Origin of the sequence: Pseudomonas fluorescens (assembly GCF_902498195.1) — a bacterium.
Classification (GTDB): domain Bacteria; phylum Pseudomonadota; class Gammaproteobacteria; order Pseudomonadales; family Pseudomonadaceae; genus Aquipseudomonas; species Aquipseudomonas fluorescens_BU.
On sequence record NZ_CABVIY010000007.1, the window covers coordinates 114,550 to 130,530 of the forward strand.

The 15,981-nt window shown below is 59.7% G+C and carries 19 protein-coding genes and 1 tRNA gene; 7 read left to right on the top strand and 13 right to left on the bottom strand.

Annotation, left to right across the window (positions count from 1 at the left end):
* Window positions 1-2: 2 nt before the first annotated feature.
* Both F8N66_RS24230 and F8N66_RS24235 read right to left on the bottom strand, forming a co-directional pair.
* A complete protein-coding gene (locus F8N66_RS24230) occupies window positions 3-959 on the bottom strand; it encodes a putative 2-dehydropantoate 2-reductase (protein ID WP_150772575.1) in 957 nt (318 codons plus the stop codon).
* On the bottom strand, window positions 956-1,342 hold the full coding sequence (locus F8N66_RS24235; RefSeq protein WP_150772576.1) for a thioredoxin family protein: 387 nt from the start codon (window positions 1,340-1,342) through the stop codon (window positions 956-958). Before F8N66_RS24235 ends, F8N66_RS24230 begins: the two co-directional genes overlap by 4 nt.
* Between F8N66_RS24235 and F8N66_RS24240 the strand changes: the two genes are divergently transcribed.
* The gene (locus F8N66_RS24240; protein WP_150772867.1) at window positions 1,341-1,784 is read left to right on the top strand and encodes a PilZ domain-containing protein; all 444 of its coding nucleotides are present in this window, start codon (window positions 1,341-1,343) and stop codon (window positions 1,782-1,784) included. The genes F8N66_RS24235 and F8N66_RS24240 overlap by 2 nt on opposite strands.
* Before the next feature lie 128 nt (window positions 1,785-1,912).
* Window positions 1,913-2,989 carry a 3-deoxy-7-phosphoheptulonate synthase gene (locus F8N66_RS24245; RefSeq protein ID WP_150772577.1) on the top strand — a complete coding sequence of 359 codons (1,077 nt, stop codon included), beginning with the start codon at window positions 1,913-1,915 and terminating at the stop codon, window positions 2,987-2,989.
* 72 nt (window positions 2,990-3,061) lie between these two features.
* Here the strand turns inward: F8N66_RS24245 and F8N66_RS24250 are convergent, their stop codons facing one another.
* Window positions 3,062-3,349, bottom strand: coding sequence for a GNAT family N-acetyltransferase (locus tag F8N66_RS24250; protein WP_020800382.1), 288 nt, complete (start codon window positions 3,347-3,349; stop codon window positions 3,062-3,064).
* Between the two features lie 640 nt (window positions 3,350-3,989).
* Between F8N66_RS24250 and oprI the strand changes: the two genes are divergently transcribed.
* On the top strand, window positions 3,990-4,241 hold the full coding sequence (gene oprI / locus F8N66_RS24255; RefSeq protein WP_003199355.1) for an outer membrane lipoprotei OprI: 252 nt from the start codon (window positions 3,990-3,992) through the stop codon (window positions 4,239-4,241).
* A gap of 123 nt (window positions 4,242-4,364) precedes the next feature.
* Here the strand turns inward: oprI and F8N66_RS24260 are convergent, their stop codons facing one another.
* The 3 genes from F8N66_RS24260 to F8N66_RS24270 form a co-directional block, all read right to left on the bottom strand.
* Window positions 4,365-5,336: a L,D-transpeptidase family protein gene (locus tag F8N66_RS24260; protein WP_150772578.1), complete on the bottom strand. Its 972-nt coding sequence runs from the start codon at window positions 5,334-5,336 to the stop codon at window positions 4,365-4,367.
* Between the two features lie 126 nt (window positions 5,337-5,462).
* A complete protein-coding gene (locus F8N66_RS24265) occupies window positions 5,463-5,756 on the bottom strand; it encodes a hypothetical protein (RefSeq protein WP_077044623.1) in 294 nt (97 codons plus the stop codon).
* A gap of 56 nt (window positions 5,757-5,812) precedes the next feature.
* On the bottom strand, window positions 5,813-6,418 hold the full coding sequence (locus F8N66_RS24270; protein ID WP_150772579.1) for an arylesterase: 606 nt from the start codon (window positions 6,416-6,418) through the stop codon (window positions 5,813-5,815).
* A 10-nt stretch (window positions 6,419-6,428) separates the two neighbouring features.
* Between F8N66_RS24270 and F8N66_RS24275 the strand changes: the two genes are divergently transcribed.
* Both F8N66_RS24275 and F8N66_RS24280 read left to right on the top strand, forming a co-directional pair.
* Complete coding sequence (locus tag F8N66_RS24275) at window positions 6,429-7,112, top strand: ABC transporter ATP-binding protein (protein ID WP_150772580.1); 684 nt, start codon at window positions 6,429-6,431, stop codon at window positions 7,110-7,112.
* A complete protein-coding gene (locus F8N66_RS24280) occupies window positions 7,112-9,616 on the top strand; it encodes an ABC transporter permease (RefSeq protein ID WP_150772581.1) in 2,505 nt (834 codons plus the stop codon). The genes F8N66_RS24275 and F8N66_RS24280 overlap by 1 nt, the downstream gene beginning before the upstream one ends.
* 63 nt (window positions 9,617-9,679) lie before the next feature.
* Here F8N66_RS24280 and greB read toward each other — a convergent pair whose 3' ends face one another.
* From greB to F8N66_RS24315, 7 genes are all read right to left on the bottom strand, one after another.
* Entirely contained in the window at window positions 9,680-10,153 is a 474-nt protein-coding gene (gene greB / locus F8N66_RS24285) for a transcription elongation factor GreB (RefSeq protein WP_150772868.1), read from the bottom strand.
* A 72-nt stretch (window positions 10,154-10,225) separates the two neighbouring features.
* On the bottom strand, window positions 10,226-11,395 hold the full coding sequence (locus F8N66_RS24290; protein ID WP_150772582.1) for an alpha/beta hydrolase: 1,170 nt from the start codon (window positions 11,393-11,395) through the stop codon (window positions 10,226-10,228).
* A 151-nt stretch (window positions 11,396-11,546) separates the two neighbouring features.
* Window positions 11,547-11,855 (bottom strand): class I SAM-dependent methyltransferase, encoded by a 309-nt coding sequence (locus F8N66_RS24295; protein ID WP_150772583.1) that lies wholly within the window; start codon window positions 11,853-11,855, stop codon window positions 11,547-11,549.
* A gap of 377 nt (window positions 11,856-12,232) precedes the next feature.
* Window positions 12,233-12,601: a hypothetical protein gene (locus tag F8N66_RS24300; RefSeq protein WP_034150136.1), complete on the bottom strand. Its 369-nt coding sequence runs from the start codon at window positions 12,599-12,601 to the stop codon at window positions 12,233-12,235.
* A 325-nt stretch (window positions 12,602-12,926) separates the two neighbouring features.
* Window positions 12,927-13,115, bottom strand: a complete 189-nt coding sequence (locus F8N66_RS31885; protein ID WP_150772584.1) for a hypothetical protein — start codon at window positions 13,113-13,115, stop codon at window positions 12,927-12,929.
* Between the two features lie 149 nt (window positions 13,116-13,264).
* Window positions 13,265-13,585 carry a YbjQ family protein gene (locus F8N66_RS24310; protein WP_010456586.1) on the bottom strand — a complete coding sequence of 107 codons (321 nt, stop codon included), beginning with the start codon at window positions 13,583-13,585 and terminating at the stop codon, window positions 13,265-13,267.
* Between the two features lie 247 nt (window positions 13,586-13,832).
* Window positions 13,833-13,922, bottom strand: a tRNA-Ser gene (locus tag F8N66_RS24315).
* A 308-nt stretch (window positions 13,923-14,230) separates the two neighbouring features.
* Between F8N66_RS24315 and F8N66_RS24320 the strand changes: the two genes are divergently transcribed.
* Window positions 14,231-14,920, top strand: coding sequence for a crotonase/enoyl-CoA hydratase family protein (locus tag F8N66_RS24320; protein ID WP_150772585.1), 690 nt, complete (start codon window positions 14,231-14,233; stop codon window positions 14,918-14,920).
* 214 nt (window positions 14,921-15,134) lie between these two features.
* Window positions 15,135-15,857, top strand: a complete 723-nt coding sequence (locus tag F8N66_RS24325) for a lysophospholipid acyltransferase family protein (RefSeq protein ID WP_150772586.1) — start codon at window positions 15,135-15,137, stop codon at window positions 15,855-15,857.
* Window positions 15,858-15,981: the final 124 nt, after the last annotated feature.

Here is a 15,981-nt window from a genome sequence, read left to right on the forward strand (position 1 = left end):
ACTCAGCGGTTGCGTCGATCGATAAAACACAGACTGCGATACAAGGCTTCGATCCGCGGCAACTCACATCCCGCGGCGCGGGCCACCGCCAGGGGCCGGGCATAAATGGCGTCCAGTTCCAGCGGCCGCTTGTGCAGGTAATCGTGGTACATGCTCGGCCAGTAGTCGGGCATTTTCTCGGTCACCCTGAATAAATGCTCGGCATAGCCCTCAGGCACTTCATGACCACAGGCGACGGCCCCCTGGACCACTTCGGCCATCAAAGCCTGGATCAACTCACGGCTATCGGCATCGGCCATCAACGGCGTGGTGCTCGCCCCCAACAACACCGACAGGCCGTTGTAAGGGATATTCCAGACCAGTTTTTGCCAACGCGCCTGGTGCAGGTTCGCCATGGCCTGGGAGTCGATGCCCGCAGCATGGAACAGCCCGACGCCCTCCTCGACAATCGCCGCGCGCGCCGCCCCCTCGGCGGCGGGACCGCTGTGGTAACCCACATGCACCGCGCCCAGCGCCTGATGGGTCACGACGCCTGGCCCCTGGCGATGAACGCAGATGTAACAGAGCCCGCCCAGCACATGCAGCGAATCGGGCAACAACTCGCGCAGGCTATCCTCGACGTCCAGGCCATTTTGCAGCAGCAGCACTTTGGCCTCCGGCGCCGCGGCCTGAAGGATGGCCGGCGCCAAGTCTGCGTTGCTGGTGGTTTTCGCCCCCACCAGCAACCAGTCGCAGGGCGGCATGTCTTCGGCCGCCGCATAGGCCTGCACCGGGTTCAACGTCAGCGCACCGTGCACGGCGCTGTGCAGTTGCAGCCCGCGCTCGGCCACCGCAGAGAACTCGCTGCGCAACAGAAAATGCACATCAAAACCGGCATGCGCCAGCATCATCCCGTAGAACCCGCCAATGGCGCCGGTCCCGATAATACCGATGGTTGGTCTTGTAACTGCCCCTGTCATGGCAACTCCTCTGCTGTTCGACTCAACGCCTGACGTATCGCCCGATTGAGTTCGGGAGCGGTCAGGCGCGAATGCAATGCCCCAAAGAACTCGCCGTCGCGCACCACAAACAGCGCCGGCAAATGAAAGACCTGATAACGCTCGACCACCCCGCCGTTGTTTCCGGCATCGATCCAGCACAGTCGATCGACCGCCAGATTCAGTGCGGGCAATTGCTCGCGGGCGAATCGACAGCTGGAACAACCGACGCTGGTGAAAATCACCAGCGATAGACCGTTCATCGTCAGCAACCGTTGGTCGGCGTCGAAATCGGTCAGTTCCAATTCGACCACTATACTGGGGGAAACAATGTCAGATGGCCGACACATGGAGTTCGTGTTCATGGGACGATTTATTCCTCATCCTGACGAAATACCCGTTGAATTAACGTTGCTGACGCCTGAGTGTATTTCGCGGCAACAGCTGAACACTACCAGCCTCGGGGGCATGGCTTGCAACTATCACCGCGCGTGGCGCCACGGCACGGCACTGGAAGTGCGCATGCCGAGCGTGAACCCCGACCTGCGTTTTCTGGGCTACGTCGCCTGGTGCCTGCGACGCAAACATGGCTATCTGGTGGGGATCGCCTTCGTCGACGAGCAGACGCTGTTCAGTGCCCGGATGGGTGAACAGGTATGCCAGATAGAACGCTATTGCCGTTTGCATGACGCGCACGATGACCTCCAGGAGATTCAGGCGCTGGCACTGGAATGGGTACAGGAACATGCCGACGAGTTCTCTCATGACGCGGTTCACAAGGCATTTGCACACGCAGTGCTGGATTAAAGCGCTGCCTGCCCATTGTCGAGCCACGGTGTAACGCGCTAAGGTTCGGCTCCCCGACGCGCTTAATTTGCTGTGCTCCGCCGCGCGGGTTCGCTGGCGGCCGGCACCCGTGACCTGACGAGTAAACGATGGCTGATTTACCGATCAACGACCTAAACGTCGCCTCAAACGAGACCCTGATCACCCCCGATCAGCTCAAGCGTGACATTCCTCTGAGCGACGCCGCCCTGCGCACCGTCACCAAGGGCCGCGAAGTCATTCGCAATATTCTTGATGGCACCGACCACCGCCTGTTCGTGGTCATCGGGCCGTGCTCGATCCACGACATCAAGGCTGCCCACGAATACGCCGAACGCCTGAAGGTGCTCGCGGCCGAGGTCGCCGATACCCTGTATCTGGTGATGCGTGTGTACTTCGAGAAACCACGCACCACGGTCGGCTGGAAAGGCTTGATCAACGACCCGTACCTGGATGACTCGTTCAAGATTCAGGACGGTCTGCACATCGGTCGCCAGTTGTTGCTGGACCTGGCCGAAATGGGCCTGCCCACCGCCACCGAAGCCCTCGACCCGATCTCCCCGCAGTATCTGCAGGACCTGATCAGCTGGTCGGCCATTGGCGCGCGCACCACCGAATCCCAGACTCACCGCGAAATGGCTTCCGGCCTGTCCTCGGCCGTCGGCTTCAAGAACGGCACCGACGGTGGCCTGACCGTGGCGATCAATGCCCTGCAATCGGTTTCCAGCCCTCACCGCTTCCTGGGCATCAACCAGGAAGGTGGCGTGTCGATCGTGACCACCAAGGGCAACGCCTACGGTCACGTGGTACTGCGCGGTGGCAATGGCAAGCCGAACTACGACTCGGTCAGCGTCGCCCTTTGCGAGCAGGCGCTGAACAAGGCGAAGATCAAGCCGAACATCATGGTCGATTGCAGCCACGCCAACTCGAACAAGGATCCGGCCCTGCAGCCACTGGTCATGGAAAACGTCGCCAACCAGATCCTCGAAGGCAACCAGTCGATCATCGGCCTGATGGTCGAAAGCCACCTGAACTGGGGTTGCCAGGCCATTCCGAAAGACCTCGCCGACCTGCAATACGGCGTGTCGATCACCGATGCCTGCATCGACTGGACCGCTACCGAAACCACCTTGCGCAGCATGCACGCCAAGCTCAAGGATGTACTGCCTAAACGCGATCGCACCTGATCGCTCTTTCAGGCAGACAAAAAAACGCCGGGCTGAACCCGGCGTTTTTTTATGTGTGCGATTTGCTGAAGGTCACTGGCTCAGCTTGGCCGCATGCCGCTGGTGACGCTCCATGTAGCGCTCGACGTAGGAGCAGGAGGGAATGACGGTGTAACCCATTTCCTCGGCGTACTGCAGCGCCTGCTCGGTCAGTGCAGCGGCAATGCCACGACCGCGCAACGCGTTGGGCACAAACGTACGATAGATATCCAGGGTCTGTTTCCCCAGATCCATATAAGTCAGGTAGGCACGATGACCGTCCACATTGGTCTCGAACTGATGACCAGCCTGGTCATGGTGGATGGACAACGCCTCGCTCATCACTACTCCTCGCGGGTCTTGGATTCCGACCCCTACCTTACCGATGTTTTTCCGGCGAAGAAACATCTACGCCACCCCCGTGCCTGAATGGACACCGAGAAGGAGCTACACCGATCTCGCGCAACCTAGCACGTACAAATAGTAGGCACCATTGGCAAAAATGCTCAAGGTACGCTCGTCATCAGGCGGGTTGGCGGGTGCTGCTCCGGGCGACGCAGAAATGGCCCGACCACAGGTTCCCCAGGGTCGATAACCTGAACATTGCCGGATGTTGAGACTTAAGACGAGCGCCCGTTGTTAAAGTCACCAGAACATGGAGAAAGATATGAGAGGCGCCGCGCGAAAACCCGAACAAAAGTATAGACGAATCATCTAGCCAGACTTTAGCCAAGACCGGCAAAAACAGCGGTTTACCCGTGGAACTTTTCCTTGCCGGCTCGCTCATCTCGGGCCTCCCAGCTGGATATTTTTTAAACAGTGCAAGTAAAAGTTGCTCGAAAAAGAATCAACGCCTACAATTTTTTTTGCTTCTTGCTTTACGTCAGTTTACTTACGACAAGTAATGGGTAGTATGTACGCCGGCTATTTCCTCAATCTGAGGAGACAGCTACTAAATAGAAAGTCCTTGAAGGGGAACACGATGAACAACGTTCTGAAATTCTCTGCTCTGGCTCTGGCCGCAGTTCTGGCTACCGGTTGCAGCAGCGCATCGAAAGAAACCGAAGCACGTCTGACTGCTACTGAAGACGCAGCAGCTCGCTCCCAGGCTCGTGCAGACGAAGCTTACCGTAAAGCTGATGAAGCTCTGGCTGCTGCTCAAAAAGCACAACAGACTGCTGACGAAGCTAACGAGCGTGCTCTGCGCATGCTGGACAAAGCTAGCCGCAAGTAATAATCCTTCGGGATTGTTATCAAGCCGACCCATTCTTGGGTCGGCTTTTTTATTGCCCGCCGTTTCTTGCAGGCATAAAAAAACCCGCCGATGCAGCCCGCACCGGCAGGTTCTTTTCAAGGGTTACTGCATCGGGTCGATCGGCGCACTCGACACCATCGGTGCGGAAGTATTCGGCACCCCGATTTCCACCGGCAGGCCGTCTTCAGCCGCGACGACGTCCCGGACCACGTCCCAGTTCATGCGCAGGTTATTGGTGATGTCCTCGCGCTTGAGCATCGCGTTGATCACCGCCGTGTGCTTGTCGACCACCGACGGGTTGCCCTTGTCATCCAGCGGCGTGTGAGCTTCCAGGTACACCTTGCCGCCACTCACGCCGAACTTGTACGAATCGTTGATGATGCGTACCGACGTGCCAACCGGCACCATGCCGGCCATTTCCAGCACGTTGTTGTTGAACATGCGGAAGCAACCGTGGCTGGTGCGCATGCCGATGCCGAACTTCTTGTTCGAACCGTGGATCAGGTAGCCCGGCGTGCCCAAGGTGAACTTGAACGGCCCCAGCGGGTTATCGGGACCTGCCGGCACCACGTTGGGCAGCGGATCACCATCGGCGGCGTGCTCGGCCTTGATCGACGCTGGAGGGGTCCAGGTCGGGTTCGGGGTCTTGGCGGTGATGCTGGTGTGGGCAATCGGCGAGCCCCAGCCTTCACGACCGATGCCCAGCGGGAAGGTGTACACCACGTTCCGGCCTTTCGGGTAGTAGTAGAGGCGGTACTCAGCCAGGTTGATGACGATGCCTTCACGCGGGCCGGGCGGCAGGATGAAGCGGGTCGGCAACACGATTTCGGTGCCGGCACCCGGCAGCCATGGATCGACGCCAGGGTTGGCCGCGACCATTTCCGTGTAGCCCAGGTCGTAGGCGGTGCCAAGGTCGGCGAAGGTATCTTCGTACTTGGCCTTGATCACTTGCACCTGGCCGATGATGTCTTCACCGGGCGGCGGCAGGGGTAGCTCCAATGCTGCTACGGGCCCCGCCACACAAAGTGCGGCAAGAGACAGGCAGCGGGTGACGGCAGGAAAGCGCGGCAACATCCGGAAAATCCTTCGCATGATCAACAGAGGGTATAAAAACGGGATTGTACACCGCCATCCGTAATTTCGGGGAGGCGCACCGATAGAGCGTGCCATGCGGGGAAAAGTTCGCAGCCTGAGGCACTTCTACAGTTCGAATCGCAGCTCCGGCCAGATCGGCGATGTGCCGCGCTTTTGCGATTCAAGAATGGCCCGGCACAGCGAGCACAGGCGGTGGTCCTGGAATACCCGCCGGTCAACGCTCGACCAACGCGGCTGCGCCGGCAACAGGCTGCCGCACAAGGTCCGGTCCGCCGAACCACCGAGCTCCAGTTGCCGGGTCACCAGATGAACCCGCACTTCCTGGCAGGCGAACAGATCCAGCTGTTCGTCAGGCTCGATCAGTTGGTAGGAAAAAAGTGACCAGGCGGGACGCGGCATCGGGGGCTCCAAATCGGGGGCGCCACCTTAGCCGAAAGCCCGCGCCTAGAAAAGTGTCATAACAGCGGTTTTAGCGTAGGCCAGACATTTTCCAGCAACTTGTCCTGAGCCCCGGCCGCCGGGTGTATGCCATCGGCTTGCATCAGGTCAGGATGCCCGCCCACGCCGTCGAGAAAAAACGGCACCAACGGGATGTTTTTCTCGCTCGCCACATTGCTGAAGGCATCGGCGAAGGCTTTGGTATATCGCGCTCCATAGTTGGGTGGCAATTGCATGCCGAGCAGCAGCACCTTCGCGCCGCTGGCCCTGGAGCTGTCGATCATCGAAGCAAGATTTTGTTGCAATTGCGTTGGCAGCAATCCACGCAGGCCGTCATTGCCACCCAGCTCGAGGATGACCAGCTCCGGCTTATGCTCTGCAAGCAACGCCGGCAGCCGCGCCTGGCCTCCGGCACTGGTGTCGCCACTGATGGAGGCATTGACCACTCGATCGTCAAAACCTTCGCGCTTGAGCCGTTGTTCGAGCAACGATACCCACCCTTGCCGGGTATCCAGCCCGAAACCGGCGCTGATACTATCGCCAACGATCAGGACTGTACCCGCCGCTGCGTTCTGGGCCATGCACATCAAGGCCAGGCCAGCACTCAAAAACCACACACGCATCGGATTCTCCATGGGCGCAAGCATTCTCACCGCGAAGAACCTTAGCAAAGTGGTTCCCAGCGCGGAAGGTGAACTGACCATCCTGCACGAACTCAGCCTGGAACTGAACAAGGGCGACAGCCTGGCCATTGTCGGCGCGTCAGGTTCCGGCAAATCCACCCTGCTTGGCCTGCTCGCCGGCCTCGACTTGCCGAGCAGCGGTGAGGTCACGCTCGCGGGGCAAGGCCTCAGCAAACTTGACGAGGACCAGCGCGCCCGCATCCGCGCCGAGCACGTGGGCTTCGTGTTCCAGTCCTTCCAGTTGCTCGACAGCCTCAATGCCCTGGAAAACGTCATGCTGCCCCTGGAGCTCGATGGCCGCAAAGATGCCCGTGGGCGTGCCACCGAACTGTTGCAACGCGTCGGCCTCGGCCAGCGCCTGACCCACTCGCCACGCCAGCTCTCCGGCGGCGAACAGCAGCGCGTGGCCATTGCCCGTGCATTTGCCGCCGAACCCGACGTCCTGTTTGCCGACGAGCCCACCGGCAACCTCGACAGCCACACGGGCGAGCGCATCAGCGATCTGTTGTTTGAACTGAACAAGGAACGCGGGACGACGCTGGTGCTGGTAACTCACGATGAACGCCTGGCACATCGCTGCCGGCGCCTGATCCGCCTTGAAGCCGGCCTGCTGGTCGCCCCACTGGAGCCTTGATGGCACGCCTGCCGCTGTTGCGCCTGTTCAGTCTCGCCATCCGCCAATTGCTGCGCGACGCTCGCGCCGGTGAATTGCGCGTATTGTTCTTCGCCCTGCTGGTAGCCGTGGCCGCGAGCACCGCCATCGGTTATTTCGGCGCCCGCCTCAACGGCGCCATGATGTTGCGCGCCACCGAGTTCCTGGGCGCGGACCTGCTGCTCGAAGGCAGTTCGCCGGCGCGCCCCGAACAGATAAAAAGCGGCACCGAGCTGGGCCTTGAACACGCCCAGGTAGTGGAATTTTCCAGCGTCATCGCCACCGACACCGGTATCCAGCTATCCAGCATCAAGGCTGCCGATGGTGTCTATCCACTGCGAGGCGAATTGAAAAGCGCCCCCGCCCCTTTCGCCACGGAAGAATCCGGCGGCGGACCGAAACCCGGCGAAGCCTGGGTCGAAGCCCGGTTGCTGACCGCGCTGGACCTGAAGATCGGCGACAGCATCGACGTCGGCATGAAAAACCTGACACTGACGCGAGTACTGACCTACGAACCCGATCGCGCCGGCAACTTCTACAGCCTGACGCCACGGGTACTGATCAACCTTGATGACCTCGCCGCCACCGGCGTGGTGCAACCCGGGAGTCGGGTCAGCTACCGGGAGCTGTGGCGCGGCAAGGCCCAAGCCCTGGAAACCTATCGCCAGCTGATCAAACCCGGCCTGGCCGCCAACCAGCGCATCCAGGACGCCCGGGATGGGAACCGGCAGATCGGGAGTGCCCTGGGCAAGGCTGAACGTTATCTGAACATGGCCAGTCTGGTGGCCGTGCTGCTGGCCGGCGTGGCCGTGGCGCTGTCGGCAACGCGCTTCGCCACGCGCCGGTTCGATGCCAGCGCGCTGTTGCGCTGCCTGGGATTGTCACGCCGGGAAACCATGGTGCTGTTCAGTTTGCAGCTGACTGTGCTCGGGTTGCTCGCCAGTATCAGCGGTGCCTTCGTCGGCTGGCTGGCACAGCTGGGGCTGTTTGCCTTGCTGCATGACTTGTTGCCCACAGACGTGCCGCCGGGCGGCCTGTTTCCGGCCATCGCCGGGATCGGCACCGGCCTGGTGGCATTGGCCGGTTTTGCCTTGCCGCCACTGGCGGCGCTGGGTCGGGTTCCACCGTTGCGGGTATTACGCCGCGACTTGCTGCCGATTCCCTCCAGCACCTGGATGATTTACGGCGCAGCGCTGGGCGCCCTCGGCCTGATCATGTGGCGCCTGAGCCTGGACCTGGTATTGACGTTCGCCCTGCTTGGCGGCGGTGTCATCGCGGCGTTGATACTGGGTGGCCTGCTGTTGTTGCTGTTGAAAAGCCTGCGGCGAATGCTCGCCCGCGCCTCCTTGCCGTGGCGCCTCGGGCTGGGTCAATTGCTGCGTCATCCATTGGCCGCCGCCGGACAATCCCTGGCATTCGGCCTGATCCTGCTGTCGATGGCGTTGATCGCCCTGTTGCGCGGCGAGTTGCTGGACACCTGGCAGAACCAGCTACCGAAAAACGCACCGAACTATTTCGCCCTGAACATCCTGCCGGCGGACAAGCAGGCGTTCACCGATCGCCTGATCTCACTCTCGGCGCAATCGGCGCCGCTGTACCCGGTGGTGCCGGGGCGGCTGATCAGCATCAATGGCGAACCGGTGCAGCAAATCGTCAGCAAGGAATCGGCCGGTGACCGGGCGATCCAGCGCGACCTGAGCCTGACCTGGGCAGCCGACCTGCCTGCCGGTAACAAAATCACCGCCGGCGACTGGTGGCCCGCGCAGCCGACGGATGAAATTCCCGGTGTGTCGGTGGAAGGCAAGGTCGCGGAGAGCCTGAAGCTCAAGCTCGGCGATCACATGGTCTTCACCGTCGGCGGGGTCAATCGCGAGGCAAGAGTCACCAGCCTGCGCGAGATCAACTGGGATAACTTCCAGCCGAACTTCTTCATGATCTTCCAGCCGGGCACTTTGAAGAATCTACCGGCAACTTACCTGACCAGCTTCTACCTGGCGGCGGGTCATGATCAGCAGATCGTCGATCTGTCCCGCAGTTTCCCGGCGGTCACCATTCTGCAAGTCGAAGCCTTGCTGGAACAGCTGCGCAGCATCCTCGCCCAGGTGACCCTGGCGGTGGAATACGTGTTGCTGTTTGTGTTGGCGGCGGGGATGGCCGTTTTGTTCTCGGGACTGCAAGCGACGCTCGATGAACGAATTCGCCAGGGCGCGCTGTTGCGGGCACTGGGCGCGGAGCGGCAATTGCTGGTCAAGGCGCGCCGGATTGAGTTCGGCCTGCTCGGCGCGGTCAGCGGCTTGTTGGCGGCGCTGGGTTCGGAAGTGGTAAGCCTGGTGCTGTACCGTTACGCGTTTGATTTGCCCTGGCATCCGCATCCGTGGCTGCTGGTGCTGCCGTTGATTGGGGCAGTGCTGATTGGTGGTGCCGGCGTGTTTGGCACCCGTCGCGCATTGAATGCCAGCCCGCTGACGGTCCTGCGCGAGGGCTGATGTGACCTGCACCGCGCTCACCACCCCTGGGTGGAGCGCGGTGCGGGGCTCGCAATGACTCGCCTATTGCTCGTAACGGATCTCGTTGATCCACCACAGCGTCTCGCCGCCAGGGGTTTGCACAACGGCTTCGTCACCGACCTCTTTCTTCAAGAGCGCACGGGCCATCGGCGAATCGATCGAGATGTAATCGTTGCGACCGTAGATTTCGTCATAGCCCACGACCCGAAACTTCTTGGTGTCCCCCGCCTCGTTTTCGATCTCGACCCACGCGCCGAAAAACACCCTGCCTTCCTGTTCAGGCGAATAGGCAACGACCCGGACATCCTCAAGTCGCTTGCGCAGATAACGCACCCGTCGATCGATTTCCCGCAGCAGTTTTTTGTTGTACTGGTAGTCGGCATTTTCGCTTCGATCACCGAGGGATGCTGCCCAGGTCACCTTGCGCGTGGTGTCAGGACGTTTTTCTCGCCAAAGGTAGTCGAGCTCTTGCTTGAGAGCCTCATGACCTTCCTTTGTGATGATGTTCGTACTCAAGACGCAGTTCCCACTGATGATTGTCTGCGCCAAGGCTATATCGGGTGACGACCCTGAAGCCAGCGCGACGCGTCAGCGACTCGCATTCGACAGGGTCCCCGCCTCGTCCAGCACCTGCAGCATGACCTGAGACTGCCATTCGAAGTATGGATTGTAGGTCAGCCGGGAGAACACCTTGCCAGGTTCGCGATAGCCCCAGTCCGAATACCATACGGGTTCACCATCCAGGCATTTCTGCATGTCGGCGCTGTCCTGGCCATTCCAGCAGATGCGCTGCGCCCCATCCTGGCCGTACAGGCGATTGTCCGGCGAGAACAACAGGCCCATGTGTGAGAACTGGGCAATGCGGTATTGCGGCAGATAGTCACTGCGCGCCAACACCCGCGAGCTGTTTGCGGGCTGCACCCTGTTATCGCCGAACCAGACCAGGCGACTCGCCGAATGAACGAAGCGCTGATTGAAATAGTCATGCACATAGTTCGAGTCCACCACTGAATCATGTTCAGTGATCGCAATGAACACTGGCTTGTCATAGGTGCGCTGATCCAGCCGTTTCTGGGCCAGCCGCGAGCTGCGGTAGAACTGGGCGAAACCGTTGGTGGGCACATTCATGTAGCGCACCGGCGTCTGCATGGGTCGGCGCGGGTCTTCGGGATCGGCCAGCCATGGCCGCAACCAGCCGATGTATTGAGTGGCCCAGGCGTAGGTGCTGCTGGTGCGAAAGGCTGGCGAAAACAGCAGCAGCCCGGCGATTTCCTCATGCTCGTACGCATACTCCAGCACCAGATTGGCACCGGTGGAAAAGCCCCCCAGATACACCTTAGGTACGTCCCGACTCAATACCTCGGTCTGTTCGCGCACCACTTGCTGCCACTGTTCCAGTGACACATCGAGCATGTCTCGCGGATGAGTGCCATGCCCAGGCAGCAACACGGTGCGCACCAGGAAGCCCTCCGCTGCCAGGCGCTGGCCCACGTCATTGAACGACCAGGGCGAATCGCCAAGACCATGTACCAACAGGATGCCGCTTTTCGGCGTGCCGACCGGTCGCCATTCATGTGGTGCATTCCATGTGATCTCGGCGACGTGATCGTCGGTCTGGAAGGTTCGGTGTTGCTGCAACCATTTGACGGTCTGCTGCCGATAATCGGCGAAGGACTGCTGTCCCAGCGGCGCTTGCGGCGTGGCACAGGCTGTCATCGTAAACAACGACAGGAGCAAGGCGAGGCATGGTTTGACCAAGGACGGGACACTCCGCAAGCACTGTGAGGGTGTGCCCCGCGGCTGGTTGAACGTGCGGGGCGACGCCCAGCTTGCCATCTCGGTCGCGTCGGCGCCGCCATCACTATGTAGCGAAGCATTTCCACTTAGAAGCCAGGGCCAGGCATGGCCCCTATCGACGGGTGATCAACCCCTGGCGCGCGACACGAATCAGCTGTCGAATGACTTCAGGGGCGTCATCCGCGCTGGGCGATTGAATCACCGCCAGATCGAAACTGCCGCTGGCAAATCGCGCCAGGGATTCGCCGTCTTCGACAAACTGGATCAGGAAAGCTGCAGGCCCACCGGTACGACGCGGCCACCCATCGAGGTAACGCAAGAGTGTCGGCTGATGTTTACCGCCAAGCAGGATTTTTGGATTGCGCTGGGTGAGATGTGCCGTGATCGGCGCGGGACGTACAACTGGGCTTAGTGCATTCATCGTGTCGTGTCTCTGCCTCAAAAGTCTGCATGGCAGGTGAGAGGCAACACCGAACCAGCGCTTTAGCGGTATTTCGAAGCCTGCTCCAGGCTTCTATCGGCAACTGAATGAGTCACCTGGCGCCCCGCAAGTAGCTGTTTAAATCGGCGCATGAGCAGCATCCTAGAGAAGCTGACCGGAAAGTGTCAAGAATGTCGCGCAACAAAACAGGCGTACGATATGGCCAATATGGCCGCAAAAAAAATGCAACGGTCCCCGGACCTGGATAGTGCACACAAAAAAATGCCCATATCTTGCGATACGGGCATTTCTTTTACCGGTCAGCTAACTGCCGGTTTTTCACTCAGGCTCATCGAGCCAGACCAGGTCGATCAGGATCAGTGACGCTTGTGACCTTTGGCCAGGTTGCTACCCACGCCGCCGCCCAGTGCGCCACCCAGGCCTGCGCCGATGGTGGAGCCGGTCTTGCCGCCCAGGCTGTTACCGATGACCGAACCGCCAGCAGCACCCACACCACCGCCGATCGCAGCGCTGGTACGGTGGCCTTTTTTAGCGGCAACCGCACTGCCCGCTGCGCCCGCGACACCCGCGCCAATCGCGGCCCCGGTGCTGCCGCCCATGCTCTGGCCCACGACATTACCCAGCGCGCCGCCCAAACCACCACCAATGGCGGCCGTGCCGTCGCCAGCCATTGCACCTTGAGCAACCAGAAGACCCAGAACCAAAGCAGGCAGTGTGAAACGCATGACAAAAACCTCAAAAAAGTGATGAAAATCAGTAGGGTCGAGATTGAATGCTTTAGAGGAGACAAAGTCCAGACAGGCGCGCGCTCAACCTCGTTATTGGCGACGGTTGGACAGCTTTTACGGAAAAGGTTTTATCGCAGGCAAAAAAAAGCCCGCTGGGGAACGGGCAGGGTGTTGCTTTCTAACGGATGAGTTGAGCCTACGTAGGGCCTTGTGAAAACTTTGTGAAAACCATTCTGTTTAAATATTCGTTCACACAACGCCAAAGGCAAAAAACCCGGGCACAAAAAACCCCGCTCGATGACGGGGTTCATACGCTGGCCCATTACTTCCTGATCGGCGCCGTCACCTTGGGCAGAAACTTCCCTTTCTGCACTCGGCAGGCCCTGGTCTTGATCTTGTCGACCTCAGTCTGATCTTCGCCGAAGCTGGCAACGTACGCAGTCTGTCCACACTGTACGCAATTGTTGATCGGAAACTCTGCACCGTCGTCCTCGATATACGGATCAGCCATCTCTTCACCCCATCCCAGAAAGCGGGATCGACACCGGCAAGACCCCTTTGCCGAAAAAATATCGATCACCAAGGATTTCGAGACTAGCCGGTCACGACTGGACTTGTCGTTCAGTTTGCCGAACGCCCGACGAATGGCCCGCCTCCCGCTTACCTCAGCTTGACCGCCGTTCCTGTCACAAACACCACGACCATTCCGCCCTTCCCGGCCGGCATGCTGATTTCGAAATCCAGCCCCACCACCGCGTCCGCCTGAAGTGCCCGCGCCCGCTCCTTGATCTCGTCAGTGGCCTGGATACGCGCCTCTTTCAACGCTCGCTCCAGCGTCTGCGAGCGCCCACCGAAAAAGTCCCGCATACCGGCGAAGACATCACGGATCACATTGACGCCCTGTACCGATTCGGCACTGACAATGTCCAGGTAGGCCGTGATTTGTCGGCCTTCGATAGCGTGGGTCGTGGTGGTGATCATTGCAGGTCCTTGTTGTTGAGAATGTGAGCCGGCGCATCAACTGCCGACAACCTAACGGCATCGCTGGCCGAGTTGCAAACCCGATGGACGCCTCCAGACATCTGGCTCTCCAGCGATGCTTCCCACAGCCCCACCCCATCGTCCTGCGTCAAATTCAGAAACGTCTTTGCACACGTAAAAAAGAAGTGCCAGAAACAACAAAACCCCTGGCTTCTTTCGAAACCAGGGGTTTTGTTTACTTCGAATGTGGCGGTGAAGGAGAGATTCGAACTCTCGATACAGTTTCCTGTATACACACTTTCCAGGCGTGCTCCTTAAGCCACTCGGACACTTCACCGTATCTCTTCAAACATGTTCTGTCTGTCGAGGCGCGCTAATGTAGTCGAAAGCTTTTCTGATGGCAAACATTTTTTTCAGAATTTTCATGCGCTTAACTCTGTTAGCCGATTCGGGCTGGTTCAGCTGATGGCAAACCGGCCAATCTCTGGCTCCCCACACGCCTCTATATAGAGAGCAATGCGCCGCTGGCGTGGCGGGCAACGCCTGGCGCGCGGGCAAAGGGTGACTGGCGGGTCAGTCATGGCGCTTTACCTGGCCTGTGGCGGTGGGTAACTTCTGCCCAACTTTATTGAAAGGAATGGCGTCATGAGTGAGTTGATTTCCTACCATCTCGAAGACGGTATCGCGACCCTGACCCTGAGCAACGGCAAGGTCAATGCCATCTCTCCGGACGTGATTGCTGCCTTCAACGCCGCGCTGGATCAGGCGGTGACTGACCGCGCGGTGGTGATCATTACCGGCCAGCCCGGGATTCTCTCGGGGGGTTACGATCTGAAAGTCATGACCTCCGGCCCTAAAGAAGCCGTGGCGCTAGTGACGTCCGGCTCGACGCTGGCCCGCCGTCTGTTGTCGCACCCGTTTCCGGTGATCGTGGCGTGCCCCGGCCATGCGGTGGCCAAGGGTGCATTCCTGCTGTTGTCCGCCGATTACCGGATTGGTGTCGACGGCCCGTTCAGCATCGGCCTGAACGAAGTGCAGATCGGCATGACCATGCACCACGCCGGAATCGAGCTGGCCCGTGATCGCCTGCGCAAGTCGGCGTTCCACCGCTCGGTCATCAACGGTGAAATGTTCAACCCGCAGAGCGCCGTGGATGCCGGCTTCCTCGACGCAGTCGTATCGGCCGAAGAGTTGCAAGGTGCGGCGCTGGCGGCGGCGCGTCAGTTGAAGAAGATCAACATGACCGCCCACAAGAACACCAAGTTGAAAGTACGCAAGGCGCTGCTGGAAACCCTGGACAACGCGATCATCCAGGATCAGGAGCATTTGGTTTAAGCCCCGACCTGCTACAACGAAAAGCCCGACCGTCGTGTCGGGCTTTTTCTTACGATCCCTGTGGAAAAGTCCGTGACCGCTCTAGCACGCATCTGACCCATCAGTCGGAAACATATACTTAAACATCGGCCATCTCCCGCTACCTTAGCGGCAATTGCCGAAAACAGTGCACATCCGTACACTGCGCCACCTTTTGTCCCGGTGGGGCCCGAAAATGCTGTTTGTTTTACGTATGTCATTGATGGGCTTGCACTTTATGGTGGCAGGTGTGCTGGGCGTGCTGTTGGGCCTGTGCCGCCCGTTCAACCCGGACAACAGTCGCCTGTGCGCGCGTCTCTATGCCTGGCCGGCCATGTGCATTCTGCGCTTGCGGGTGAAGGCCGACGTCGGCCCCCTGATGGATAAACCTGACAGCTGCGTCATCATCGCCAACCACCAGTCCAACTACGATCTGTTTGTATTCGGCAATGTGGTACCCCGCCGTACCGTGTGCATCGGTAAAAAGAGCCTGAAATGGGTGCCTTTGTTCGGCCAGCTGTTCTGGTTGGCCGGGAATGTGTTGATCGACCGTGGCAATGCACAGAAGGCCCGCCAGTCGATGCTGACCACCACCCACACCCTGCAAAACCAGGACACCTCGATCTGGGTATTCCCCGAGGGCACACGCAATCTGGGTGAATCGTTGCTGCCGTTCAAGAAAGGGGCCTTCCAGATGGCTATCGCGGCCGGAGTGCCCATCGTGCCGGTGTGCGTCAGCAGTTACGTCAAGCACATGCGATTGAACCGCTGGCGCAGTGGAAACATTCTGATTCGCTCATTGCCTGCGATTCCTACCGCGGGCATGAGCCTGGATGACATGCCGATGCTGATTGCCCGGTGCCAGGAACAGATGCGTGAATGCATCGAATCGATGGACCGGCAACTGCAAGCCGCTTGAATGAAACCCGCCCTGTGCGGGTTTTCTTTTGTCTGCGCCCGGTTGCCTGTGAACTCGGTAAATTTCACTGACTCTCAAACAGCAGACAAGGCTAAGCTGGACACTGCCTGCCACCTGCTAATAA

Coding starts and splice junctions, on each gene's coding strand:
- F8N66_RS24230 (WP_150772575.1), bottom strand. CDS start 959: ATGACAGGGGCAGTTACAAGACCAACCATCGGTATTATCGGGACCGGC.
- F8N66_RS24240 (WP_150772867.1), top strand. CDS start 1,341: ATGGGACGATTTATTCCTCATCCTGACGAAATACCCGTTGAATTAACG.
- F8N66_RS24235 (WP_150772576.1), bottom strand. CDS start 1,342: ATGAACACGAACTCCATGTGTCGGCCATCTGACATTGTTTCCCCCAGT.
- F8N66_RS24245 (WP_150772577.1), top strand. CDS start 1,913: ATGGCTGATTTACCGATCAACGACCTAAACGTCGCCTCAAACGAGACC.
- F8N66_RS24250 (WP_020800382.1), bottom strand. CDS start 3,349: ATGAGCGAGGCGTTGTCCATCCACCATGACCAGGCTGGTCATCAGTTC.
- oprI (WP_003199355.1), top strand. CDS start 3,990: ATGAACAACGTTCTGAAATTCTCTGCTCTGGCTCTGGCCGCAGTTCTG.
- F8N66_RS24260 (WP_150772578.1), bottom strand. CDS start 5,336: ATGTTGCCGCGCTTTCCTGCCGTCACCCGCTGCCTGTCTCTTGCCGCA.
- F8N66_RS24265 (WP_077044623.1), bottom strand. CDS start 5,756: ATGCCGCGTCCCGCCTGGTCACTTTTTTCCTACCAACTGATCGAGCCT.
- F8N66_RS24270 (WP_150772579.1), bottom strand. CDS start 6,418: ATGCGTGTGTGGTTTTTGAGTGCTGGCCTGGCCTTGATGTGCATGGCC.
- F8N66_RS24275 (WP_150772580.1), top strand. CDS start 6,429: ATGGGCGCAAGCATTCTCACCGCGAAGAACCTTAGCAAAGTGGTTCCC.
- F8N66_RS24280 (WP_150772581.1), top strand. CDS start 7,112: ATGGCACGCCTGCCGCTGTTGCGCCTGTTCAGTCTCGCCATCCGCCAA.
- F8N66_RS24295 (WP_150772583.1), bottom strand. CDS start 11,855: ATGAATGCACTAAGCCCAGTTGTACGTCCCGCGCCGATCACGGCACAT.
- F8N66_RS24300 (WP_034150136.1), bottom strand. CDS start 12,601: ATGCGTTTCACACTGCCTGCTTTGGTTCTGGGTCTTCTGGTTGCTCAA.
- F8N66_RS31885 (WP_150772584.1), bottom strand. CDS start 13,115: ATGGCTGATCCGTATATCGAGGACGACGGTGCAGAGTTTCCGATCAAC.
- F8N66_RS24310 (WP_010456586.1), bottom strand. CDS start 13,585: ATGATCACCACCACGACCCACGCTATCGAAGGCCGACAAATCACGGCC.
- F8N66_RS24320 (WP_150772585.1), top strand. CDS start 14,231: ATGAGTGAGTTGATTTCCTACCATCTCGAAGACGGTATCGCGACCCTG.
- F8N66_RS24325 (WP_150772586.1), top strand. CDS start 15,135: ATGCTGTTTGTTTTACGTATGTCATTGATGGGCTTGCACTTTATGGTG.